Source organism: Erwinia sp. CGal63 (assembly GCF_037026505.1).
Lineage (GTDB): Bacteria > Pseudomonadota > Gammaproteobacteria > Enterobacterales > Enterobacteriaceae > Erwinia.
The window spans coordinates 280,960-304,587 of sequence record NZ_JAKUMN010000001.1 but is presented as its reverse complement, the minus strand read 5'-3'; the positions used below and the strand labels follow the sequence as shown (position 1 = coordinate 304,587).

General features: G+C 56.3%; 18 protein-coding genes. 4 read left to right on the top strand and 14 right to left on the bottom strand.

Annotated elements, in window-relative coordinates; translation table 11 throughout:
• Positions 1–117 precede the first annotated feature (117 nt).
• From MKZ79_RS01220 to MKZ79_RS01175, 10 genes are all read right to left on the bottom strand, one after another.
• Complete coding sequence (locus MKZ79_RS01220; RefSeq protein WP_336139418.1) at positions 118–2,331, bottom strand: phage tailspike protein; 2,214 nt, start codon at positions 2,329–2,331, stop codon at positions 118–120.
• A gap of 68 nt (positions 2,332–2,399) precedes the next feature.
• A complete protein-coding gene (locus MKZ79_RS01215; protein WP_336139416.1) occupies positions 2,400–3,200 on the bottom strand; it encodes a glycosyltransferase family 2 protein in 801 nt (266 codons plus the stop codon).
• An 11-nt stretch (positions 3,201–3,211) separates the two neighbouring features.
• Positions 3,212–4,267 (bottom strand): glycosyltransferase family 4 protein, encoded by a 1,056-nt coding sequence (locus MKZ79_RS01210; RefSeq protein WP_336139414.1) that lies wholly within the window; start codon positions 4,265–4,267, stop codon positions 3,212–3,214.
• Positions 4,268–4,313: 46 nt separating this feature from the next.
• Positions 4,314–5,444: an EpsG family protein gene (locus tag MKZ79_RS01205; protein ID WP_336139412.1), complete on the bottom strand. Its 1,131-nt coding sequence runs from the start codon at positions 5,442–5,444 to the stop codon at positions 4,314–4,316.
• A gap of 33 nt (positions 5,445–5,477) precedes the next feature.
• Positions 5,478–6,383 (bottom strand): glycosyltransferase family 2 protein, encoded by a 906-nt coding sequence (locus MKZ79_RS01200; protein ID WP_336139411.1) that lies wholly within the window; start codon positions 6,381–6,383, stop codon positions 5,478–5,480.
• Positions 6,384–6,465: 82 nt separating this feature from the next.
• The gene (wzc, locus tag MKZ79_RS01195; RefSeq protein ID WP_336139410.1) at positions 6,466–8,643 is read right to left on the bottom strand and encodes a tyrosine-protein kinase Wzc; all 2,178 of its coding nucleotides are present in this window, start codon (positions 8,641–8,643) and stop codon (positions 6,466–6,468) included.
• A gap of 12 nt (positions 8,644–8,655) precedes the next feature.
• Entirely contained in the window at positions 8,656–9,090 is a 435-nt protein-coding gene (locus tag MKZ79_RS01190) for an arsenate reductase/protein-tyrosine-phosphatase family protein (protein ID WP_336139407.1), read from the bottom strand.
• A 12-nt stretch (positions 9,091–9,102) separates the two neighbouring features.
• Positions 9,103–10,245, bottom strand: a complete 1,143-nt coding sequence (locus MKZ79_RS01185; RefSeq protein ID WP_336139405.1) for a polysaccharide export protein — start codon at positions 10,243–10,245, stop codon at positions 9,103–9,105.
• Positions 10,246–10,486: 241 nt separating this feature from the next.
• Positions 10,487–11,920, bottom strand: a complete 1,434-nt coding sequence (wbaP, locus tag MKZ79_RS01180) for an undecaprenyl-phosphate galactose phosphotransferase WbaP (protein WP_336139403.1) — start codon at positions 11,918–11,920, stop codon at positions 10,487–10,489.
• Between the two features lie 100 nt (positions 11,921–12,020).
• Complete coding sequence (locus tag MKZ79_RS01175; RefSeq protein WP_336139400.1) at positions 12,021–12,188, bottom strand: hypothetical protein; 168 nt, start codon at positions 12,186–12,188, stop codon at positions 12,021–12,023.
• 514 nt (positions 12,189–12,702) lie between these two features.
• Here MKZ79_RS01175 and MKZ79_RS01170 point away from each other — a divergent pair.
• Positions 12,703–14,271, top strand: a complete 1,569-nt coding sequence (locus MKZ79_RS01170; RefSeq protein WP_336139398.1) for a TerC family protein — start codon at positions 12,703–12,705, stop codon at positions 14,269–14,271.
• 40 nt (positions 14,272–14,311) lie between these two features.
• Here the strand turns inward: MKZ79_RS01170 and asmA are convergent, their stop codons facing one another.
• The 3 genes from asmA to udk all read right to left on the bottom strand — a co-directional run bounded on the left by asmA (position 14,312) and on the right by udk (position 17,537).
• Positions 14,312–16,138 carry an outer membrane assembly protein AsmA gene (asmA, locus tag MKZ79_RS01165; RefSeq protein WP_336139396.1) on the bottom strand — a complete coding sequence of 609 codons (1,827 nt, stop codon included), beginning with the start codon at positions 16,136–16,138 and terminating at the stop codon, positions 14,312–14,314.
• Positions 16,139–16,211: 73 nt separating this feature from the next.
• Positions 16,212–16,802 (bottom strand): dCTP deaminase, encoded by a 591-nt coding sequence (gene dcd / locus MKZ79_RS01160; protein ID WP_336139394.1) that lies wholly within the window; start codon positions 16,800–16,802, stop codon positions 16,212–16,214.
• A gap of 93 nt (positions 16,803–16,895) precedes the next feature.
• Positions 16,896–17,537, bottom strand: coding sequence for a uridine kinase (gene udk, locus MKZ79_RS01155; protein ID WP_336139391.1), 642 nt, complete (start codon positions 17,535–17,537; stop codon positions 16,896–16,898).
• A 252-nt stretch (positions 17,538–17,789) separates the two neighbouring features.
• On the opposite strand from udk, the gene MKZ79_RS01150 reads away from it, so the two are divergent.
• The 3 genes from MKZ79_RS01150 to yegD all read left to right on the top strand — a co-directional run bounded on the left by MKZ79_RS01150 (position 17,790) and on the right by yegD (position 22,631).
• Complete coding sequence (locus tag MKZ79_RS01150; RefSeq protein ID WP_336139389.1) at positions 17,790–18,419, top strand: phosphatase PAP2 family protein; 630 nt, start codon at positions 17,790–17,792, stop codon at positions 18,417–18,419.
• 128 nt (positions 18,420–18,547) lie between these two features.
• Positions 18,548–21,169, top strand: coding sequence for a diguanylate cyclase (locus tag MKZ79_RS01145; protein WP_336139387.1), 2,622 nt, complete (start codon positions 18,548–18,550; stop codon positions 21,167–21,169).
• Positions 21,170–21,278: 109 nt separating this feature from the next.
• Complete coding sequence (gene yegD, locus MKZ79_RS01140; protein ID WP_336139385.1) at positions 21,279–22,631, top strand: molecular chaperone; 1,353 nt, start codon at positions 21,279–21,281, stop codon at positions 22,629–22,631.
• On the opposite strand, the gene MKZ79_RS01135 is transcribed toward yegD, so the two are convergent.
• Positions 22,632–23,591, bottom strand: coding sequence for an aldo/keto reductase (locus MKZ79_RS01135; protein ID WP_336139383.1), 960 nt, complete (start codon positions 23,589–23,591; stop codon positions 22,632–22,634).
• Positions 23,592–23,628: the final 37 nt, after the last annotated feature.

The following is a 23,628-nucleotide window of genomic DNA, read 5'->3' as shown; positions in this document are numbered from 1 at the left end:
TTTTTACTTTATAGTAACAGCTAAGCGTCCCCACTGAATAAGCGTAATTATCCTAAAAATCAAACGGGTAGCCTGTTTTTCAGTAATTTCAGAGCAAATACAGCGGGAAACAGGGCGTTAATTCTGTTTCAGCGCATACCAGGGCACGGCGACCTGCTGACCGTTGATGACCACGGAGACAAAGCCGCCGGGTTTGGTCGTGTCGACTTGAGCCGCGTCGAGCTGCCGCGACTGCAACAGCAGATCGCCCTGCTCGTTGGCGCCGACGCCCGCTTTGCCGTTATGCAGCGCGAAGCGTCGAACCGCCTGGGGAGCGCCCTGCGGCGGATTTTTAACGGCCATTTCCGCATCAAAGCGCGCGCACTGGCCGGTCACAAAGCGATCGCGCGCCGTGGTCTTCATCATGACGCCGGCAGATCCGACCCAGCCAGCGACCTTAACAAAGAGCTGGGTGTCAGCTTCGTGATCCGTGGTGTACATCACGTCGACGATCGGGCTGCTGCCTTCGATATGCCAGCTGCCTTCGAAACCGTGAACCTTGCGCTGCAGCGTGACAATAGCTTTGCCGCCGGTATTGCGATCGTTGAGCAGATTATGCAGCGGTTCAGAAGTGGTGCCGTTGCTGAACTGCGACTGGCCAAGAACTTCAACTTCCCAGCTGTCGCCCACGTCAGGCGTATGGATATTGCCCAGCAGATACCATTTTTCCTGGTTGCTGTTGTTCTGAATGCGGAAGCGCGAGGTCAGGTAGTTGTACTTCATGCTGCCGTCGGCGGCGATGCCGAAAGACTCGACGCGAGTGGAACCCCGTTCATAAGGCCCGAGCCACTCATCGCCCTGCAGCGAGTTGTCGATCCAGCTTTTCGCCTGCAGGTTGATTTGCCGCATATTCAGCCGCGAATGATGCGCGATTAGCGGGTTTGGACAGGTTTCAATGCTCAGCGCATCAACAATCCACTGGCCGTTGGAGAGATCGCCCGGAAACTCGGTATGCTCAATCCAGCCGTTGTGAATAATGGACTGCGTGCAGCGCGGCAGGTTCAGCGCCATGCCTTTGGAGCAGTGCTGCACGTTGAAGTTCGACAGCTCAATAGCGGTGCTGTGATCCCAGTTACCTTTTTTGGTATAGGACCAGGTCGCTTTGATCACGTCGCCGGTACAGTTATTGGCGTACCACTGGTCGATTTTGCAGTCGAGCGTGTCGATCAGGCTCAGCGAGGTGCCGCCAACGCCGATAAAGCGCAGGCAGGAGCCGCGAAAATATTGCCCTGCCGGACAGGCGTTATGATAGAACCCCTGGCTGTTCGGCAGTTCTTTGTTGCGCCCTTCAAAACTCAGGTTGCTGACTTCTACCCAGCGCGCGTTGACCTTAAAGACGAAGTCCGATTTGCCGTCGGAAACCAGCGTCGTTGACGGGAAGTAACCGAAGTTTATCGGCGCGCCGGCCACGCGGAAGTAGCTGACGTAGTTGCCGGAAATATCGAATGAGGAGACGAAAAAACGCCCGGCGGGGAACTGCACCGACAACATGCGGTTGTTGTCCTGCGCCCAGTGAAACATCGCCTGAATCGCCGGCAGCGTATCGGTGCGGCCATCGGCGATAGCGCCGAAGTCGAAAATCGTCAGGGCATTGAGATCGTCGGCAACGCGTCGCCAGTGATAATCCTGACCTGCCGAAGCGATATAGCCGCCGTCGTCTTTTGCCTGAGTCAGCTCGCCAACGAAAGCGCCGCCGCCCGTTTCCGTGCCGGCGTGCCAGCCTTTCAGCCGCACCTTGGCACCGTTAAACAGCGGCCGCGTCTGGCGCAGCTCGGCAAAAGAGCTGATTTCGCCAATCAGCTGGTAGCCGGACGGCTGCGCCAGGCGACGACTGAACTCGAAGGCGCCGCTGTTTTTCACATCGGGCACGTAGAAAAGTTGTTCGTCACGCTCGTTGTAGAGCGCCATCGAATATTCGCTGTTTGACCACAGCGTGCCTTTGCCGGCGACAAAACGCTTCAGCGTATCGCTGTCCAGCATCACAGGCTGGGTCAGCAGCGACACCTCGCCATTTGCGCCTTTGACAAAGACGTCAATCGGATGCTGGTCAGGCGCAGCGCCCGCCTTACCGATATAGAGCTTGCCCCTGAAATCCCGCCAGAACTCGGCGGGCATAGTGAAAACGTCATCAGGGGAAAAAATCGGCACGTCATTTTCAGGAATGGCGTCGGCCGGCACTTTTTTCAGTTTTAAACCCGTTTCTTCGCTACGGGCGGCCACCGGCAGCGAACTTAGCGCGGCGGTGGCGACAATGGAGGAAAAGGCTGTTCGGATTAATTCTCTGCGCTTCATACGAAATTCCGTTAATCAGGTAAATGTCGGTGCTGTTTCGTCCAGAGGTATCGTCCGGTCAGGCTTTTTTATCCTTTGCGATCCCGTTCATACAGAAACTTCATTACGCTTACCGGCATCACTCGCGTGGAGGTACGGATTAAAAAATAGAGCGTGCCGTTAACAAGGTTGGTCTGGCGCAGCCGGTTTTTCAGCGACCAGAGCTGCACTTCGCTTTTGATATAGGTCATGCCGCGGCGCTTGCTGACCATCTCGCTGCCGGAGCGCACGCGCATCAGCACTTCATGCAGGTTCGCCACCTCGTAGCCCTGCGACAGCATACGCAGCCAGAGGTTGTAGTCTTCCATAAACAGATGGTGCTGGTAGCTGCCCGCCGCCAGCACTTTGTCTTTGCGAAACACCACGCACATATGGTTGAACGGATTTTTCATGCGAGCGAACTGGCGGATCTCAACGTTATTGAGCGGCAGGCGCTTCAGACGCTCGTTGCCGAATTCGTCGAACTCGATAACCGCCGCGCCCAGCAGCGCCATCTCCGGATGCGCTTCCATATAGGGAATTTGCTTTTCGAAGCGCTGCGGCAGACAGATATCGTCAGTGTCCATCCGCGCGACGATATTGTGCGAGCAGCGGTCCAGCCCGGCATTGAGCGCTTTGCCCAGGCCGACGTTTTTTTCCAGCGGCACGATGACGATCGGCAGCTTGTCCATCCAGTTATTGACCGCGGCCTTCAGGTCATCGCCCAGCGGGCCGTCGTAAACCAGGACGATTTCATCAGCGGGCAGCGTCTGCTCGTGCAGGCTTTGCATGCACTGCTCGACATTTTCCGGCTTCTCCCGGTGATAGAGAGACATAAGAACTGAAAACATAACACCACCCGTTAATTCAGAAGTTCATTCCACTTTTGTAAGATCAGCGTCGGCCCGTAGTTTTCGGCGTTCCGCCAGGCCGCGCGGGCAAAGCTTTCGCGCTTTTCTTCGTCGGCGATCAGCGTGTTAAGCTGCGTAACAAACGCTTTGTTGTCGTCATAGTCAACCACGAAGCCATCATCTTTGATGATTTCCGCCGGGCCGGTTTTGCAGTCGAAAGCGACAGCGGGCAGCGCGAAGTTTTTCGCCTCGATCAGCACCATCGGCAGGCCTTCATAGCGGGAAGTCATGATGATGATGCCCGCCGAACGGTAGTAGTCGTTGATTTTTTTGCTGGGCGTGACGATTTCGGTGCTCTCTTCAATGCCGTAGCTTTTGATTTTTTGCAGCAGCGCCGGCTTGTCCTCGCCGTCGCCGACGATTTGCAGCTTCCAGCCCTGCTTATTCACGCGATGCCAGACATCAAGCATGCGGTCGAAGTTCTTCTGGTAAGTGAGACGGCCAACCGCCAGCACGCGCTTTTGTTTATGGGCAAAAAGCGCTTCAAAACGGGTGGCGCTGCTCTCGGCATGAAAAGGCGAAATGTTTCTGACCACGTGGACGTTTTTAACGCCGTAGTTCGATTCCAGATAGTGTTTATCGTGATCGGTCAGCACAGCGATTTGGTCGGCCAGGCCATAGCAAAAGACTTTCAGGCGGCGGACTGGCGTTTTAAAGGTTTCAATCGAGACATGATCGCAACAGATGATTTTTGATTTCACGCCGAACAGCTTCATCGCCAGCAGCGCCTGCACGGAAAGCTTGCCCATAGAGATAATCATGATGCCGTCGAAAGGCTGCGCTTTGGCGAAGCGGACGAACTCATGAATTTTAAGCAGGCGCGCGGAGGCTTGCGGATAGCAGATTTTAACCTTCGCATCGGTGGGATAGTAGGGATCGCCTTTGTTCAACGAATAGAGCGTCACGTCGTAACCATTATTGCAAAGCAGGCTGGATAAGGTGCTGGCGACCCGATCCGTACCGCCGCTGTTGGAAATGCCGTCAATAAGGATCAGCAATCTGTACATTTTCAGTCATCCTGTTGAAATTGAATCAAAGGGCGGCCGAAGCCGCCTAGCCGCTGAACATACGGAACAGTGGCGACACGCTATAGCCGGTAATCGACTGCGCGGAAAGTATCGTGTTATAGGCGAGATAGTAAGAGCAGATCCCCGCTAACAGGGCGACGTTTATCAGCAAATTACGTATACGCAACAGCAGGAAAGAGAACAGTATCGGTTCCGCATGCAGGAAGAGGTTACCTACCCTGCCGCCGAAGATACTGAAGTCGGAGAAGGTAATACGCACGCCCGCGCCTACCGCGTAGGAAACCAGCAGGATATAAACCAGACGATCGCCCTTCTGGATGCCGTTACGGAAGTAGTAGAGCGTAAAGGCGCCAATAAAGAAGATGTTTTTCAGGTTAGCCAGCCCGAATACCGGTGACGCGGTATCGAAGCCAGTGCCGCTATAGCCTGCCGCTCGCTCGCCAAGACCGGGAACGATACCCAGCGAGTCGAGAAAGAGTTTTTTCCCGCCGATAATGCCCAGCGGAATACAGGCGAAAACGATAAGCAGCGGCAGATATTTGCGTTCGCGCAGAAAGAAGAACGGCACCGCCAGCAGAATGGTGTAGCCCGTAGCGTGCGACTGCGTGCTGAGCACCAGGAATATCAGCGCCAGCACGTTTCTTTTCGTCGCCAGCGAGCAGATAAAGGCGATGGCGAAGGCGCTGGATAAACCAAAGCGGATCTGGTTCATATCTTTGTTGATAAACAGGTGGGTCGAATATAAACAAAGCGAACAAAGGATCAGCGGCGAATATTTTTTATAACAGTATGCGTTGGTGGAAACCGCAATAAAGCAGATAAAAAACAGAAAATAGTAGCTCTGGCTGGTAAACAGCGAGAAGAGCCACGCCAGCAGCATAAAGAGTTTTTCGTAGCGGTAGGTATCGGTGATTGCATCATAGGTGTTGACATGAAGCTGCGCCGAAAAATCCGAGAAGAAATCAAGATACTGGCTGTCATCCATCCCGGAGTTGAGGCCGCGCGAGCCGCCGAAGCAGATCAGCGCCATCGTACAGATAAACGCCAGCCACATAATGACGCGTTTAATCCTGGGGTCGTTAAGCTGGTTGATTGCTGCCAACTCGAAAATACAGCATGCCAGAATGCTGTAACTGATTATCCAATATATGGCCATTGTTGTTCCGCCGTCTTATTCTTTTAATCAGGGCTATTTTTTAGCAAGACGTTCTGAGAACTTCTGTTTCAAACGGCCGAGAAAATAATCGCGATTGCCTTTGTTGGTCAGAAAGAAATATTGCGCGAAGCTCAGGCTGGCGTGCAGCACTTTGCCGTCCATTTTATAGCGAATAGGCAGCTTATAGGCTTTATAGGTGTAAACGTCCCGCTTGCTGAGATAAGGACTCATGCTCTGCAGCCAGAAGTTCGAGTATTTGACCGATTCGCCCTTATGGCTTGAGTTGAATTTGCTGACCATATGGTAGTTCGCCAGCGGTTTGGCGATCATCACGAATTCAAAGTCGTTTTTATCCGCGCGGATGCAGAAGTCGTAATCCTGATGGCGAATAAAGCGCTCATCGAATTTAATTTCCGCCGCGTGCTCGCGCTTCAGCACTATGGTGCTGGTCTGGATAAAACCGTAGCAGCCAAACAGGTACTCAGCGATGCTTTCGTTGTACGCGGGCTGGTTCAGCGGCATCACTTTGAGGAAAGCGCCGTCCTGAATAATGTTGACCTGGCTGTAGATCACAAAGCGATCTTTGCCACGGGCGGTCAGCTCCTGGATTTTTTTGACGTTTTCCAGCAGTTTGTCTTCATGCCATTCGTCGTCGGCATCCAGAAAACAGACATAGTCGCCCTTCGCCAGATCGATGCCGCGGTTGCGCGCGCCGGCGCCGTTCAGCTTGACCTCGGAGAGCACCAGGTTGATATCCAGCTCGCTGTAGCGGTCGCTGTTGACCACTTCGGCCAGCTGGCTCGCATCGGCGGATTTGTCATCCACGATAATCACTTCGAAATGCTTGTAGCTTTGCGCTTTAACGCAGTCCAGCGTGGTGACGATCGATTCGGAAGCGTTATAGGCAGGGATCACAATCGAGAAGAAAATATCCTTCATCACAAGGCACCTTTTAAACGTTGATAAAACGGCCGCAGCCAGAGACGAAAGGACCCGCCAGAACGGCGGATCCTTTTACCTGCTAGCTTTTTGCGTTGCCTTTATAGCTGTAATCGTAATAGTCGTAGCCATAGCCATAGACGTTCGCCGCTTTACGCACCACGGCGTTCAGGATGACGCCTTTGATATCGATACCGTTCTGCGCGAAACGCTTGTAGCTGAACTCTACTTCTTTCAGCGTGTTGGTTTCAAAACGAGCCACCATCAGCGCGGTGCCCGCCAGCTTGCCGATAATGGTGGCGTCGGTAACAGCCAGCACCGGCGGCGTATCGATCAGCACCAGGTCGTAGTTTTTGCTCGCCCACTCCAGCAGCTCGTTCATACGGCTGTGCATCAACAGCTCGGAAGGGTTCGGCGGCACCTGACCACGTGGTATAAAGTCAAAGCCATATTCGCCGTGCTGAATCAAATCCTGAGTGAAGGCGGTTTTGCCCGACAGGATAGTGGAAAGACCCTGCTTGTTGGCCGCGCCCAGCAGCTCGTGCGTATAGCCGCGGCGCATGTCGCCATCGATAAACAGCACTTTTTGACCCGCCTGCGCCACCAGGGTAGCGAGGTTGGCGCTGATAAAGGTTTTACCAATGCCAGGGCTGGCACCGGTAATCATCAGCACGTTGTTTCTGGCTTCCATCATCGCGAAGTGCAGGCTGGTACGCAGGCTACGGATCGCTTCGATAGAGAGGTCGGTGGGATTACCCAGCGCCAGCAGGCTGTTGTGCGGATCGGTCTTCACGCCCTTCACGCCACGCTTGCTTAACGCCTCAACGTCTTTCTTACGCTGCCATTCCGACAGCGGCACGCTGGCGTAAACGTTCATGCCCGCTTCTTCCAGCTGATCCGGTGCGGTAATGCCATGATGGAACATCGCTTTCAGCAGAATAATGCCGACGGAGATCACCAGGCCCGCAATCAGGCTGGCCAGCATGATCATCATCTTTTTCGGCGCTACCGGCTTGGACGCGGTTTCCGCACGGTCAATGATACGCACGTCGCCAACGGTGCTGGCTTTGCTGATGCTCAGCTCCTGCTGGCGATTCAGCAGCTGCATGTAGATTTCCTGACCGGCCTGCACGTCACGGGTCAGACGTAAAATTTCCTGCTGGGTCTGCGGCATCTGACCAATTTTCTGGTTCAGTTTTTTCTGCTCGTCTTCCAGCGTTTTACGTTTTTCCAGCAGCGCGCGGTAGGTTGGGTGATCTTTGGTGAACAGCTGGGAGACTTCCGCCTCGCGGAAGGTCAGCTCGTTCAGCTGGCTCTGCACGCTGACAGAGGAGTCGAGCGCCGATTTGGCTTCCAGCGACATATCAACCGAGTCGTTGTTGCGGCGATAGGTGTTCAGCTTGTCTTCCGCTTCATCCAGCTTGCTGCGCACCTGCGGCAGCTGATGCTGCAGGAACTCCAGGCTTTTCTGCGCTTCGGCGGATTTACGCTCCACGTTCTGCATCAGATAGTTGGCCATGATGCGATCCAGCACCTGACTGATCAGCTCTGGATCTTCGCCGGTGTAGGTCAGGCCCATCACGCCGGTGTCTTTGCCTTTATCGGCCACAGCGAGATTGTTGGTGACCATGCCGATCGCGGCCAGCGTGGAGAGTTTGGTCACGGTAAAGCTGTCGCCCGGCTCGGCGTCGATGCCGCTAACCAGCATGGAGACACCACGCTGCTGCTGCAGCTGGCCGATTTTCCCTTTAAACAGCTCATCGCCATCTTTGGAAACGGTGAAGCTGTCGGCGCCGGTGATCTCAACCTTGACGCTGGCGTCTTTCCAGCTGCGCGGCAGCTCAAGACGCGAGATGGCGATTTTAGCCGGCTTCGCGCCCAGCAGACGCGAGAACCCTTTGCCTACGACAGGAAAGTGATTCTGCTCAACCTGAATATTCAGGCCCAGATCGTCAACGGTTTTCCCAATCACCATGCGGGACTGGATAATCTGGATTTCGGTGGCGGAGGCTGGCTCTACCGGCGTTTCCGTCAGATCGGTCAGCACGGTGTTAGGGCTTTTCGTCTCTACCTGTACCAGCGCGTCCGCGCTATAGATAGGCGTGGCGAACAGCGTATAGAGCGTGCCGAGCAGCAGAAAGAAGGCCGTAACGGCCACGATAATCCAGCGATGGTCAATCAGTTGCCCAACCAGGTGCGCTAAATCCCACCCGCCAGCTTCCTCTTTCGACGCGGTCGTCGCCTTACTTTTAATATTCATCGAGTATCCCAACTATCGGCTTAATGCGTTGACCCATTTCTGGGCAGCTTTTTCGAGTAATCCGTACACGGCTTCAAAGGCATCGCGGCTTTTCTTGTAGGGATCCGCTATTTCCTGTTGGTTGAGCCAGTGGCCAAATAACATGGTCTTGCCACGTACGGAGGGGTTAATGCGGTTAACCAGATCGACATGCTTTTTCTCCATCACCAGGATCAGATCGTAATCCCGGCACATGGCTGAAGTCAGCTGCTGCGCCCGATGGCCCGCCAGCGAAACCCCGTGCTCGGCGGCCACGCTGCTGGCGGTGTCGTCAGCCGCATGATCCACCAGCGCGCCCAGGCCCGCCGAGGCGATCTTTTTATCCGGCAGCGCCTGCTTCAGCAGCCGCTCTCCGGTAGGAGAGCGGCAGATATTGCCGACGCAGACCACTAAGATTGAATTAATCATCATGTCCCGCCGTTACCATCTGTGAATAATCTGCGCGTTTTCGCTCGCGTTATAGATACCGGTGATAGTTGGGGTGAGCTGCGAAATAACGCGGTTCCAACGCGTTAGCGGCGTCGAGGTGACATAAACGATGTCATACGGCTCGAGCTGGAATTCGGAACCCATCACCATCGCGGAAGCATCCTTCAGGTTCAGCTGATAGATGTTGGCGATTTTGGTGCGGTTTTTGCCTTTGATTGGACGGATAACGAAGACGCCCGTAGCATCGGAAGTCTGCTGATCCATACCCTGCGCGCTACCCAGCGCCTCGGACAGCGTCATGCCGCTGCGGTCCATTTTCAGCGTGCTCTGCTGTTTGACTTCGCCCATCACAAAGACTTTCAGGTCGTCGTTGCGCGGCACAAACAGGATATCGCCCGGATAGAGCAGATGGTTCTGCGACAGATCGCCGTTCTGCATCAGCGCCTGCAGGGAAACCGGTATTTCGCTGCCGTTATGGGTCAGCACCACGTTGCGCCAGTCGGCGTTGGCGGTCAGGCCGCCGGCGGTGTTGATCGCGTCCAGAATCGTCAGCGGCACGTTGGTGATCGGCTGCTGGCCGGAAGTGGTCACTTCGCCCGTCACATAGGCTTTCTGTGATTTAAACGAGGCGACGCTGACGTCAACCTGCGGGCTTTCGATATATTGCGCCAGACGACCGGCGATCTCGGTGCGCACTTCCTGCACGGTACGGCCCGCGACGCGGACACGGCCGATATAAGGATAGAAAATGGTGCCGTCGGAGTGTACCCAGTTGCCGGTGTCGCTGGCGCTACGGTACTGGCCAGCTGGCGTGGTCAATTCCGGGTGATCCCAGACGGTCACGGTCAGCACGTCGCCAACGCCGATACGGTACTCGTAATTCTGCAGCTCGTTTTCCAGCTGCGGATTAGGACGGGCAACCACAGGCGTTGGACGCATGCGATCGACCAGGCTTGGGGTCATAGGGAAAACGTTGACATATTTATCGATGTCAAAATCGTTATCCTGCTGCTTAATCACATCTTTTCCGCTGGTGGAAAGCTTTGAACCCGGTACTACCGTACATCCGGAAAGGAGGGTAGCCGATATCAACAAGGGCAATAACTTCGTTTTGATTGTAATCATCTGTTTCATCGCTATCAGTAATTTGATTGATAGTGGCGGATCCGCCGCTGTGTAGCGTCATGCAAAAGTCAATATAAGCGTTTCAATCGCTGTCACTGTCACTCATTCTTTTTCGATCCCTATCCTCTTTAGAAGTCCTGCCGGTTCGCGGTGAACCAGCCCTTAACCAGGAAAACGTTGAGCGCGCAGATCAACAGCCAAATCACGCCATAACAGCGGCGCCCTCCGCAGAGCGCGCCGAAAGCTCGAACTAGTAGGCGCCGTCGCGTTTCAGCACCACGCCGATGGTTTTGAACAAAATGGCGATATCGTTCCACAACGACCAGTTTTTCACATACCAGGAGTCGAAGTAGACGCGAGTTTCATAATCGACGTCATTACGTCCGCTGACCTGCCAGAGACCGGTCATGCCCGGCTTGGCCATAAAGTAGTAGTCAACGTCGCCCGCATAGCGCTCCAGCTCATCTTCAATGACCGGACGCGGCCCAACCAGGCTCATCTCGCCGCGTACCACGTTCCACAGCTGCGGCAGCTCGTCCAGGCTGGTTTTACGAATAAAGTGACCGATACGGGTAATACGCGGATCGTTTTTCAGCTTGAAATCTTTATCCCATTCCGCACGAGCGGCTGGATCGGTGCGCAGCACCTCTTCCAGAACCTCTTTGGAGTTAACCACCATAGAGCGGAATTTCAGGCATTTAAATTTCCGGCCGTTCAGACCCACGCGTTCATGACCGTAAATAGGATTACCGCCGTCGCGGGCAACCATAAAGATAAGAACGGCCAGCGCCGGCATCAGCATGACGATAATACTTAAGGCGCCGACAATATCAAAAGCGCGCTTAACGAAACGCGAGGTGCGTTTAGCCAGATTATTGCTGACGCGCAGGATCATCACTTCATGGCTAAAGATATAAGCCATATCAGTGCCATATAGCGGAACGCCGCGCAGCGAAGGAATAACCGAAACGGAACGGCAATTATGCTTCGCCAGGTTTTTCAGCCAGATATCGCGATGATGGCTCTGTTCGAATTCCACGGCGACAATAAATTGCGTTTCGCTGTTTACCAGCTGCCAGAGAGCAGCTTCTTCACGAATAACCGGGATGCCGAACAGCGCCGGCGCAGGCGTAGTGCCGTCCACGTCGTAGAAAGCGATGACGTCAAAGCCCATCACTTCTTCGCTCTGTAGCGCCATCCAGGCTTCTTCCGCGTTTTTACCGCTGCCGATAATAATGGTCTGCTTTTTCCACAGGCCATTGCGGTTAAGCACGCGCTTAACGATAGCGCGGCCTACGGGAATAAGCACCAGCGCCAGCAGCCAGGTTAAAATCCATACCCAGCGAGACATTTCCGATTTTGACAGCGCCGTGATGGAAAGATCGATCACGGAGAATATCAGTACGCTCCGGAAAACTTCTTTTAATTCGAACCAGAAGGGTTTGCGATAGGTATAGTGGCGCAGGCGAACCCAGAACCAGCCAATACAGATCACTGAGAGGATAATGTGTGTGCTTATTTTTAATTGCATATCCTGTGCTGACATATTCTCCAACAAATTCCCTGGAAAACTTCTCATCAACAGAATAGCAATAAATAAAGACGCGTTAAAAAAAATAAGATCTGAAAGTGCCAGTGATATTTTTATTAACAGCCCTTTAAAGGTGAATTGTATATCGCGCATAGTTAACTCTTATTTATTCTTCAAAAGCCTGTGATTTAATAATTTCACCGCTAAGAACCGCAAGTTTTCAGGCATGCTGTTTATTCCACAGGAGACGTATTCAGAAGTTGTGTAAAAGGTCATGGCAACTGGCAGTACGATCGGAGAGGACATGTAAAATCAACAACCACGGTGCTTTCTTCGCCAGTGCAGCACGTTTTTCCACCGTTTCGAACACGCTACCGCCCCTGGCTTGTAGCTGCCAATGCGCTGTATCTTGTCCTGACATGTTGGTTTTATCCTGCCATCTTAAGACGCATTTTATCGCCCCCTGAACTGCAAACATAAAAAGGACGTCAAAACACGACCGTGCTAATTGCTACATTAACGCAGCCATTTACTAACACATTGCTATACTAGTTATTACTGGCCTGTTTACAAGAGCCCGCTCTCCCCCATGCGCTCTTTTAGGATTAAGACTACCTGCAGCGCCACGCTATACCTTAGCTTTCATCTTTTTCCCCGCGATAAAATTCGGATTAGCTTTACGTTCAGAGTAAGAATAATCCTGTCTGACTTAACTTCATCTCTTAAGTATCCCTTACTTTATCGGACAGACCTATGCGAATATTCCTGAAAACCTTTTAATCAGAAGGCAATCTTTGCTCGGATAATTCTAAAAATTGGCGCCATCGAACAGCGCCCTTTATCGCTTTAACGCGGCGAGCAGCGGGATTATTTGTTGAATCAGAGGGCGTTCACTATCATCATGGCATTTCCTTAATCCTGAGAGTGAATTTCTGATGTTTGAGTGGATCGCCGATCCGTCAATCTGGGCTGGCCTTGTCACCCTGATCGTGCTGGAACTGGTGCTGGGCATTGATAATCTCGTCTTTATCGCCATTCTGGCGGAGAAGCTGCCGCCCGCGCAGCGCGACCGCGCCCGCGTAACGGGTCTGCTGCTGGCGCTGGTGATGCGCCTGCTGTTACTGGCCTCTATCTCCTGGCTCTCTTCCCTGACCTCTGCCCTCTTCTCGGTATCGGGCCACGCGTTTAGCGCGCGCGACCTGATTATGTTGCTGGGCGGCGTCTTCCTGCTGTTCAAAGCTACCGTAGAGCTGAATGAAAGGCTGGAAGGCAAAGACGAGGATGAGAATCCACAAAAGCGTGGGGCGAAATTCTGGCCGGTAGTGGCGCAGATTGTGGTGCTGGATGCGGTTTTTTCTCTGGATTCCGTGATTACCGCCGTCGGCATGGTGGACCATCTGGCAGTAATGATGGCGGCCGTGATTATCGCGATTTGCTTAATGTTGCTGGCCAGTAAACCGCTGACGCGCTTCGTTAATCAGCATCCGACTATAGTAATCCTCTGCCTGAGCTTTCTGCTGATGATTGGTTTCAGCCTGGTGGCGGACGGCTTCGGCTATCACATTCCCAAAGGCTATCTTTACGCCGCCATCGGTTTCTCGGTGATTATCGAGGCGCTGAACCAGCTGGCGCACTTTAACCGTCGCCGGTTTCTCTCCGCGAAAGCGCCTCTACGCAAGCGCACCGCCGAGGCCGTACTGAATCTGCTGCGCGGCAGTCACGACCAGACGGAGCTGGACGCGGAAACCTCTTCGCTGGTGGCGGATGGCGGCAGCCAGGCCATTTTTAACAAGCAGGAACGCATGATGATTGCGCGCGTGCTGGGTATGGGCCAGCGCACGGTGAGCAGCATTATGACGTCGCGGCAGGATATCGCCTCGGTGGATCTCAGCGAGTCGCCGGAAGAGATCATGGCGACGCTCGATCTGAACCAGCACACGCGTATCGTGGTAACGGAAAACAGCGAAGACCCGCTGGGCGTAGTGCACGTAATCGATCTGCTGAAGCAGGCGCTGCATGGCGACAGTCTGGATATTCGCGCCCTTATCCGCCAGCCGCTGGTTTTCCCGGAACAGCTTTCGCTACTGCCGGCGCTGGAGCAGTTTCGCAACGCGCGCACCCATTTCGCCTTTGTAGTGGATGAGTTCGGTTCAGTAGAAGGCGTCGTGACGTTGAGCGACGTGATGGAAACCATCGCGGGCAATTTGCCTAACGAAGGTGAAACGATCGATCCCCGCTACGATATTCAGCAAAACGCCGACGGCAGCTGGACGGCTAACGGCCATATGCCGCTGGACGACCTGATTCTGTACGTACCGCTGCCGCTGGATGAAAAAAGGGAGTACCACACGCTGGCTGGCCTGTTGATGGAGCATATGCAGCGCGTGCCGCAGGAAGGCGAAGAGATTCAGATCGACGACTGTTTGTTCCGCACGCTGCAGGTTGAAAGCCATCGCGTGCAGAAAGTGCAGATTATTCCTTTAGCGCAGGAAGAGGAAGCATAACGCTGACGCTGATAAAGCCCTGCTTTATCAGCGTTTCGCCTCAGAGATCCTTGATTAACTTCTGCACCGAGCTGCTTTTGCCGTTCTCGGGATTTTTTTCCGACCACTGTTTCAGGCGCTTTTTCGCCTCATCCTGCAGCTGCTGGCGCAGTACCTGATCGATCTGCAGCGAGTAGTTCAGCCCGTCCCACGGGCCGTAAATCCGTAGCGGAACCGGCGTCTGCCGCAGCCGTTCGATTACTTCGCCGTCGCCCTGCCAGCCTTCGGTGACCGTAACGCCGAAATTCATATCCGCCTGCTTCGCCGCCATATTAACCGTGCCCTGGCCGCTGTAGTTCAGCATAGAGGCGCGGCCGTCCAGATCGACAAAGGCGAGCAGCCCTTTTTGCAGCGTCATTTTACCGGTGATGTGCTGGAAATCGCTTTCAGGCGCGGCGGCGGCATGAACACGGTTGCTGCTTCGCTCCACGGCGCGCTGGATCATGCGCTGGAAATTCAGTCCGGACATCAGCGCGTTATTCAGGCTGAGTTCGGCGCTACCCTGCCAGTCGCGCTTGAAATCGGCTACGGTCAGTCCGGCGCCGCTGAAATTGCCGTTCAGCGTCAAATCGCCGCTCAGCGAAGGCGGCAGCTCAAAGGCTTTCAGCAGCGGCGCGACGGCGATATTCTGCAGCGACGGCGTCAGCGACGCCTGCGCGCGCGGCGAGCGGAAATCGATACTGCCCGGCAGAGAAAACGCGCCGTTGCCCGCTTTGCCGCTTAGCGTCGCCAGCGTCAGCAGCCCGTTGCTGCTGCTGGCCTGCAGCGCGACCTGATCAAAGGCCAGGCCGCGCCAGCGCATTTGATCCGCCGACAGCGTCAGCTGCCCATCCATCTGGTTGAAAAGAGAATCGACGTTAGCCTGCGCGGGCTGGGCGATAACGGGCGCCGGAGCGGAGCGCCGCGCCTGAATAGTCTGGCCGTCGCCGCCGCTTTCCAGCCCCAGCAGCGAATCCATATTGAGCATCGGCGCATGAAGGTTTAGCTGGATCTGCGGCCGGTTCGCCAGCGTACCGCTGGCGCTGCCGGTCAGCTGGCTGTCGTTCAGGCTCAGCGCCAGGTTGTTCAGGCGGAAAGCGTCGCTGTCGCTCCACTCCGCCTGCAGGCTGGCCTGCCCTTTCACTCCTTCCTGCGGCAAATCCGCGCCGCCGAGCTGGTAATCCAGCTGGTTGATCGTCGCCGCGAGATGCTGCGGGTAGCGGCTGAGATCCACATCCGCGTTCAGATTCAGATTCAGCTCGCGCTGATCGCGGCTGACGCGGCTGCCCAGTTCAAGATGGGCATGACGCTGCTGGTTTTGCGACAGCCTGAGGTTGAGGTCGCGCACGTTAAGCTGCTCGCCGCTGCTCTGCTGCCAGATCAGCAGGCTGTCGGCCACCTGCAGGTTGTCGATATCGAAGGTCCAGCGCTGGGTCAGCGGCGACGGCGGCGGCGAATCCGCCGGGCCCTGCGGCGCGTTGGCCGGGCGCTGCGCGGCGCTGTCTGGCGTCAGGCGAATGACCGCCTCTTTCAGCAGCACCTGTTTTACCGCCAGCTGATGGGAGAGCAGAGGAAGAAGCTTGACGTCGAGCCGCATATTGCTGGCGCTGACGAAAGGCTGCTGCGCGCCCGGCGCGGTCAGGCTCATCGGGCCGGAGAGAATGCTGAGCTGCGGCCAGACGTGCCAGCGCAAATCGCCGTTCAGCGTCAGCCGGTAGCCGCTGCGCTGCTCGACCTGCCTGGCCATATAGGCGCGAAAATCGTTGGGATTGACCAGCAACACCAGCGCCGTCATGCCGGCCACGATGACCACCAGCAAAATGGCCAGGGTGGTGATAAACCTTTTCATGCCTTCCCCTTATAACTTCCACTACTGACGACGCGGCTGACGGACAAAAGGGCCGTACGCTGGCCTGCCGCCATTAAGCGTCCTGATCTTTATCGATGCGGCTGGCGTCCGCGCCCTGCTGGCCTTTGTACTTGGCGTCCTGACGACGGTTATAGGGACGAGCCGCAGGCGCGGAAAGCGGTTCGAAGCTCAGCGCGCCAATCAGCATACCCGGCCTTAACGCCAGCGGCAGCTTACCAGAATTATAGAACTCCAGCACGATACGTCCCTGCCAGCCCGGATCGATGCGGTGCGCGGTAACGTGCACCATCAGGCCGAGGCGGGCCAGCGACGAGCGGCCATCCAGCCAGCCGACCAGATTATCCGGCAGCGTAACGGATTCAAAAGTCACCGCCAGCGCCAGTTCGCCGGGATGCAGAAAGAAAGCTTCGCCTTCCGGCAGCACGATTTCGTCGCTCATCACGCGGTCAAGCGCCGCGCTGACCTCATCTTTCGGGCCGCTGAGATCGATATAGGCGGCGGTATGGCCACGGAAGGTGCGGAACTGGTTGCCGAGGCGAACGTCAACGGTGGCGCCGTTGATACGCTCGACCGGCGGACGTGGAGAGATATCGAGCTGGCCGCTGTCGAGCCAGGCTTCTATATCGCGGTCGCATAAACGCATGGAAAGTTACTCCAAAACAATAGGCTGAACGGCGGGAGCGGGTCGCCCCCTGCGCGGAATACCCGAGCCGCCTTGCGGGGCGTCGGGCAGCATTTACTCGAAGAACTGATTGATCTTCGCCTTCAGAATATCGATCGCGATGCGGTTTTTGCCGCCGCGAGGCACGATAATATCGGCATACTGTTTGGAAGGTTCGATAAACTGCAGGAACATCGGACGCACTGTTTTCTGATACTGCGCCATCACGGAGTCCATCGAACGGCCACGTTCGTTGACGTCACGCTTCATGCGGCGCATCAGGCAGATATCCAGCGGCGTATCCACAAAGATCGAAAAGTTCATTTCGGCGCGCAGGCGCGCATCCGTCAGCAACAGAATCCCTTCCAGAATAATCACTTTTTTCGGCTTCAGCTGAATGGTCTGCGCGGTACGGGTATGTTCGACATAGCTGTAGACCGGCAGATCGATCGCCTCGCCCGCTTTCAGCATCTGCAGATGCTGCAGCAGCAGATTATGATCCATCGCGCTGGGATGGTCATAGTTGGTTTTAACCCGCTCATCCATGGTCAGGTGGCTTTGGTCTTTGTAGTAAGCATCCTCAGGGATAACACCAATATTTTCATCGCCGACCCGATCGCGGACTTCGCGATAAAGCGTGCTGGCAATAAGACTTTTTCCCGAGGCAGATGCGCCGGCGATACCTACGATGACGCACTGATGCGACTTGTCAGTCATAAAATTAAAGACCTGATTTGTGTCTGAGACAGATGGAGAGGATGAATTCGCGCATAATTATAGGGATTTCGGGGTGTTGATGCCAGAAAAAAGCGGCGGCGCTCTTTTAAGACTTTCCCGTTATACCTTGCCGACACCGATCGGTAAACTGACGGCAGTCGGGATCATCTTTTCGTTTCGCGCGTGGTCGGCAGCGATTTTACGCTGTCACAAAAGGCTCGTCGGAACCGCACAGCATAATAAGGAAACACCTTGTACTGGCGTACATTGCACTTTTTGACCTATTTTGGCGACAGCATGCTGCTTATTCCCACCGCTATCGTCATGGCTGGCCTGATCGGCTGGAAAAACAGCGATCGTCGCGCGGTCTGGCTTTGGGCGCTGGCGTTCTGCACCGCCGGTGCGGTGGTCAGTCTTTCCAAAATCGCTTTTATGGGCTTTGGTCTTGGCAGCGCCCATCTTAACTTTACCGGTTTCAGCGGCCATACCGCCATGTCGGCCACGCTGTGGCCGGTCATGCTCTGGCTGTTCAGCGGTCGCCTGAGCGAAAACGGCCGCCGGTTCGCCGTCGCTGTCGGCTATCTGATCCCCGTGCTGGTTGGCGTCTCGCGACTGCTGCTTAGCTATCACTCCGTGAGTGAAGTGGTCACCGGCCTGATTCTGGGCTTTACGCTGAGTACGGCTTTTCTGGTGAGTCAGCGCCGTTCACGGCTGCAGGGATTCTCCTCGCTGCAGCTTTGCGTTGCGCTGCTGTTGCCTCTGCTGCTGCTGAGTCATGGCCGTCTCGCCACCACGCAGCAGTTTTTACAGCGCCTTTCCGTGCAGATCGCCGGTATCGATCATCCCTGGACACGCGCCGATTTGCTGAAGCTGCGCCAGTAGTGCCGTGGCTGGCGGGGTCAATCGTCCGAATAGAGCGATCTTTTGAATTACCGCAGGCATTCAAAAATCGTTGTGTTAGCATTAAACCGGTACGAGCTGACCGACCTCCGTTGCCTCGCTGGATTGATATGACGACTGATACTTTTTCCCCCGCTGGCCGCTCTTCTCTCTTCTGGTGCAGAGGAGCGCTGTTTGGCGCGCTCGCCTTTGTTCTGACGCTGTTCTGCCTGGAACTGATCAAGGTCAGCGTGCAAATCTCTTCGCTGTGGCTGCCCACCGCGCTGATGACCATGCTTGTTTTCCGCTATCCGCTGCGCAAGCTGCCGGTGCTGCTGGGCGGCTGTCTGATTGGGGTCGTCGTCGCTAATCGCTTAATCATGGGCAGCGAGCTGACGCTGCTCATGTTTCCGCTGATTAATTTGCTGCAGGCGCTGCTGGGCGGCCTGCTGCTGCGGCGGTTACTCGACCAGAAGGCGCCGCTGGATTCCCTGCTCAGCTGGTGCAAAATGGTGGCGGCGGTTGGTATCTTTATGCCGCTGGCCGGCGCGCTGCTCGCCTGCTGGGCGCTGAGCTTTAGCGGCCAGGCCAGCCTCCATTTTTTTAGCACCTGGGCCATCTCGGAAACCATCGGTATGCTGGCGCTTGGCCCGGTATGTCTGTTGTGGCAGCGCGACGAGCTGCGTAGATCCTTCAGCCAGCGCGCGCTGTTTGAAACGCTGCTGACGCTGATCGCTACCCTGGCCCTGAGCTACTGCGCGCTGCGCTACCTGCCCTGGTCTTTCACTTTTGTCATGGTGGTGCTCTTCTATAGCGCCGTGCGCCTGCCGCGCTTTTCCGCCTATATTGTGTTTCTGGCTACGCTGGTAATGATGAGCATACTGCTGGCGCTGAACCTGCTGATGCAGTATACCGACGCCCTTTCCGTGGCGGGCAGCGCGCCCTGGCTGCCGTTTTTGCTGGCGATTATTCCCAGCCATATCATGACGCAGGTAATGCACTCTTTTCGCGAGGAGAAAAAGCATATCACGCAGAGCGAAGCGCGCTTTCGCCACGCCATGGAGTATTCGGTAATCGGCATGGCGCTGGTGTCGCCGGATGGTCGCTGGCTGCAGGTTAACCAGTCGCTTTGCCGGCTGCTGGGCTACAGCAGGGAAGAGCTGACCAGTATGACCTTTCAGGCGCTGACGCATCCCGACGATCTGGTCAGCGATGAAGGCAAGCTCAATGCGCTGCTCGCGGGCACTATTGAAACCTACAGTCATGAAAAACGCTATTTGCGGAAAGATGGCCGCATCGTCTGGGTGCTGCTGGCGGTTTCGCTGGTGCGCGACGTCGACCGGCGGCCGCTCTACTTTATCTCGCAAATCGAGGATATCTCCGATCTCAAACAGACCGAGGCGGTTAACCGTCGCCTGATGCAGCGCATTACCCTGGCCAACGAAGCGGCAGGCATCGGCGTCTGGGACTGGAGCCTGAAGACCGGCAAGATGAACTGGGACAAGCGCATGTTCCAGATCTACGGCCTGCGGGAAGAGGGTCATGCGACCTACCTTACCTGGGTCAACAGCCTGCTGCCCGCCGATCGGCAGCTGGCCATCGACGCATTTGACCAGGGAATAAGAAAGTCTTCAGCGGTGGACGTAGTATTTCGCATCGTCACCGACAACGGCATCCGCTTTATCCGCAGCCAGTCGACGCTGGTGCTCGACGACGACGGCAACGTGGAAAGAATGCTCGGCATCAATCAGGATATTACGGAGATGCGCCTGCTGACCGACGCGCTCTATCAGGAAAAAGAGCGAATGCATATCACGCTGGACGCCATCGGCGAAGCGGTGATCAGCACCGACGAAGAGATGCGCGTTACCTTTATGAATCCGGTGGCGGAGGTAATGAGCGGCTGGACGCAGGAGGAAGCGGCGGGCAAACCGCTCAGCGAACTGCTGCGCATCACGCACGGCAGCGACGGGCCGGAGATGGAAAATCTGCTGCTGTGCGAACTGCCGCACAGCAAATCGGAGCTGGATCGGGAGCTGGTGCTGCATAACCGCTCCGGCGATCGGTTCGATATTCACTACAGCATTACGCCGCTGAAAACCCAACAGGGCGACTATATCGGCAGCGTAATCGTCATTCAGGACGTCAGCGAATCGCGGGAGATGATGCGACGGCTGAGCTATGGCGCCTCGCACGATATGCTGACCCGCCTGCCTAACCGCGTCAGCTTCGAACAGCGGCTGAAGCAGCTGCTGCTCAGCGCCTGTCAGCAGCAGCGCCAGCACACGCTGATCTTTATCGATCTGGATCGCTTTAAGGCGGTTAACGACAGCGCCGGACACGCCGCGGGCGACGCGCTACTGCGAGAGATCTCCGTACAGATGAAACAGCACCTGCGCAGCGGCGATTTCCTGGCGCGGCTGGGCGGCGACGAGTTTGGCGTGCTGCTGCCTGACTGCGCCCTGAATGAAGCGCGCGAAGTGACGGAACGGCTGGTGGACGCGGTGAATCACTACGCTTTTTACTGGGAAGGCCAGCTGCATCGCATCGGCGCCAGCGCGGGCATCACGCTGCTGAGCCGGGAGAATGCTCACGCCAGCGAAGTGATGGCTCAGGCCGACCTGGCCTGTTATAACGCCAAGCACAACGGTCGCGGCCAGCTTTCCGTTTACGACGCCAGGCTGATCGATACCCTGAAACCCGTGCTGTCGCAGCGCGAAAACGAACAGATTCTGCCGCAGCCGCCGCGCTGACCGCGCTTCGCCCTTCCCGCCGCCGACGCAATTAAAGCGCGCGCGGCCCTTGCTCTCCTGTCGCCCCTGGGCTAAAGTCGCTCCCTTTTTTTATTAGCGGAGAGAAGGAATGTTTATCGGCTTTGATTACGGGACGGCAAACTGTTCGGTAGCCATTATGAAAGAGGGCTCGCCTCTCCTGCTGCCGCTGGAAAACGGCGCCAGATTGCTGCCCTCGATGCTCTGCTCGCCAACGCGCGACACGGTCAGCGAATGGCTGTTCCGCCATCATCAGGTGCCGACCCCGGAAGCTGAAAACCAGGCGATTTTACGTCGCGCGCTGGCCTTCAACCGCGAAGAAGATATCGAAGTGACGCCCGCCAGCGTGCAGTTCGGGCTGGCGTCGCTGGCGCAGTATATGGCGGAGCCGGAAGAGACCTGGTTCGTGAAATCGCCGAAGTCCTTCCTGGGCGCCAGCGGCCTGAAGCCGCAACAGGTCGCTTTTTTCGAAGATCTGGTGTGCGCGATGATGCTGCATATTCGCCAGCAGGCTGAAGCGCAGATCGACGAGAGCATTACCCAGGCGGTTATCGGTCGTCCGGTCAACTTTCAGGGGCTGGGCGGCGAAGAGGCCAACCGCCAGGCGCAGGGTATTCTGGCCCGCGCCGCAAGCCGTGCCGGTTTCAAAGAAGTGGAGTTTCAGTTCGAGCCGGTAGCGGCAGGACTGGAGTTTGAAGCTACCCTTAAAGAAGAGACGCGCGTGCTGATCGTGGATATCGGCGGCGGCACCACCGACTGCTCGATGCTGCTGATGGGGCCGCAGTGGCACGATAAAGCCGAGCGTCAGGAGAGCCTGCTGGGCCACAGCGGCTGTCGCGTCGGCGGTAACGATCTGGATATCATGCTGGCCTTTAAAGAGCTGATGCCGTTGCTGGGCAGCGGCGGCCAGACGCAGAAAGGCATCGCGCTGCCTGCGCTACCGTGGTGGAATGCTATCGCCATTAACGACGTGCCCGCGCAGAGCGATTTTTACGCCACGGCCAGCCGCAAGCAGCTGCAGGATCTGATCCGCGACGCGCAGGAGCCGGAAAAAGTGAAGCGCCTGCTGAAAGTCTGGCAGCAGCGTCTGGGCTATCGCCTGGTGCGCGCGGCGGAAGAGAGTAAGATCGCCCTTTCGGAACGGCCTCAGGCAACCGCGACGCTGGATTTTATCGACCAGGCTCTGGCGACAGATATCAGTGCCGAGGCCCTGAAAGCCGCTATCGCGCAGCCGCTGGAGCGCATTCAGGAGCAGGTGAAGCTGGCGCTGGACGAGAGCGGCACCAAACCGGATGTGATCTATCTGACCGGCGGCAGCGCTCGCTCGCCGGTGCTGCGGCAGGCGCTGCAGCAGTTGCTGCCCGATATTCCGCTGGCCAGCGGCGATGACTTTGGTTCCGTCACCGCCGGTCTGGCGCGCTGGGCGCAGGTGCTGTTTCGCTAATCAGTAGCGGCTGGCTTCGGTCAGCCTGCTGATTGCTGCATCGCTGAGCTTAAGCGCGGCGGCTTTGCTCAGCTCCTCCAGCTGAGCAAGCGAAGTGACGCTGACAATTGGCGCGGTAATGCCCGGACGCGCGATCTGCCATGCCAGCGCGACCTGCGTGGGCGTGGCCTGGCTCTCTTCGGCAACGTCATCCAGCGCCTGCAGGATACGCAGGCCACGGTCGTTTAAGTATTTATCGACCACGCCTTCGCCACGCTTGCTTTTACTCGCGTCAGCCCTGCTGCGATATTTGCCGCTCAGAAAGCCGCTGGCCAGCGAGTAGTAGTTAATGACGCCCAGCTCGTTTTGCCGCGCTACCTGCTCCAGCCCGCTTTCGTACTGCTGGCGATCGTAGAGGTTATACTCCGGCTGCAGCGTTTCATAGCGCGCCAGGTTCTGCGCTTCGCTGATTTTCAGGGCTTCCGCCAGGCGCTCCGCGCTGTAGTTGGAGGCGCCAATCGCCCGCACTTTGCCTTCTTTAATCAGCGCGTCGAAAGTTGCCAGGGTTTCCTGCAAAGGCGTGTCGCTGTCGTCGCGGTGCGCCTGATAGAGATCGATATAGTCGGTTTGCAGACGCCGCAGCGAAGCTTCAACCGCCTGGCGTAGATAAGCGGGCGCCAGGCCGGTTTTGCCTTCGCCCATTTCCATACCCACTTTGGTCGCCAGTACGATCTGGTTGCGTTTGCCGGTTTTTTTCAGCCAGTTGCCGATAATGGTTTCGGATTCGCCGCCCTGGTTGCCCGGCGCCCAGCGCGAGTAGCAGTCAGCGGTATCGATAAAAAAGAGGCCTTTTTCCACCAGCGCGTCCAGCAGGGAGAAAGACGTTTGCTGATCGACCGTCCAGCCGAACACGTTGCCGCCGAAAGTCAGCGTCGGAACCTGAATGCCGGTACGGCCCAGCGCGCGATGCGGTATAGTCATCTTTATGCTCCTGTATTGAAAGGGTTTCTGCAGTGAC

Excerpts from the sequence above, each read along its gene's own strand:
- MKZ79_RS01145 (WP_336139387.1), top strand. The coding sequence starts at position 18,548 with ATGACGACTGATACTTTTTCCCCCGCTGGCCGCTCTTCTCTCTTCTGG.
- MKZ79_RS01185 (WP_336139405.1), bottom strand. The coding sequence starts at position 10,245 with ATGAAACAGATGATTACAATCAAAACGAAGTTATTGCCCTTGTTGATA.
- MKZ79_RS01210 (WP_336139414.1), bottom strand. The coding sequence starts at position 4,267 with ATGTACAGATTGCTGATCCTTATTGACGGCATTTCCAACAGCGGCGGT.
- yegD (WP_336139385.1), top strand. The coding sequence starts at position 21,279 with ATGTTTATCGGCTTTGATTACGGGACGGCAAACTGTTCGGTAGCCATT.
- MKZ79_RS01200 (WP_336139411.1), bottom strand. The coding sequence starts at position 6,383 with ATGAAGGATATTTTCTTCTCGATTGTGATCCCTGCCTATAACGCTTCC.
- MKZ79_RS01190 (WP_336139407.1), bottom strand. The coding sequence starts at position 9,090 with ATGATTAATTCAATCTTAGTGGTCTGCGTCGGCAATATCTGCCGCTCT.
- MKZ79_RS01135 (WP_336139383.1), bottom strand. The coding sequence starts at position 23,591 with ATGACTATACCGCATCGCGCGCTGGGCCGTACCGGCATTCAGGTTCCG.
- MKZ79_RS01215 (WP_336139416.1), bottom strand. The coding sequence starts at position 3,200 with ATGTTTTCAGTTCTTATGTCTCTCTATCACCGGGAGAAGCCGGAAAAT.
- udk (WP_336139391.1), bottom strand. The coding sequence starts at position 17,537 with ATGACTGACAAGTCGCATCAGTGCGTCATCGTAGGTATCGCCGGCGCA.
- MKZ79_RS01205 (WP_336139412.1), bottom strand. The coding sequence starts at position 5,444 with ATGGCCATATATTGGATAATCAGTTACAGCATTCTGGCATGCTGTATT.
- wbaP (WP_336139403.1), bottom strand. The coding sequence starts at position 11,920 with ATGCGCGATATACAATTCACCTTTAAAGGGCTGTTAATAAAAATATCA.
- MKZ79_RS01220 (WP_336139418.1), bottom strand. The coding sequence starts at position 2,331 with ATGAAGCGCAGAGAATTAATCCGAACAGCCTTTTCCTCCATTGTCGCC.
- MKZ79_RS01175 (WP_336139400.1), bottom strand. The coding sequence starts at position 12,188 with ATGTCAGGACAAGATACAGCGCATTGGCAGCTACAAGCCAGGGGCGGT.
- wzc (WP_336139410.1), bottom strand. The coding sequence starts at position 8,643 with ATGAATATTAAAAGTAAGGCGACGACCGCGTCGAAAGAGGAAGCTGGC.
- MKZ79_RS01170 (WP_336139398.1), top strand. The coding sequence starts at position 12,703 with ATGTTTGAGTGGATCGCCGATCCGTCAATCTGGGCTGGCCTTGTCACC.
- dcd (WP_336139394.1), bottom strand. The coding sequence starts at position 16,802 with ATGCGTTTATGCGACCGCGATATAGAAGCCTGGCTCGACAGCGGCCAG.
- asmA (WP_336139396.1), bottom strand. The coding sequence starts at position 16,138 with ATGAAAAGGTTTATCACCACCCTGGCCATTTTGCTGGTGGTCATCGTG.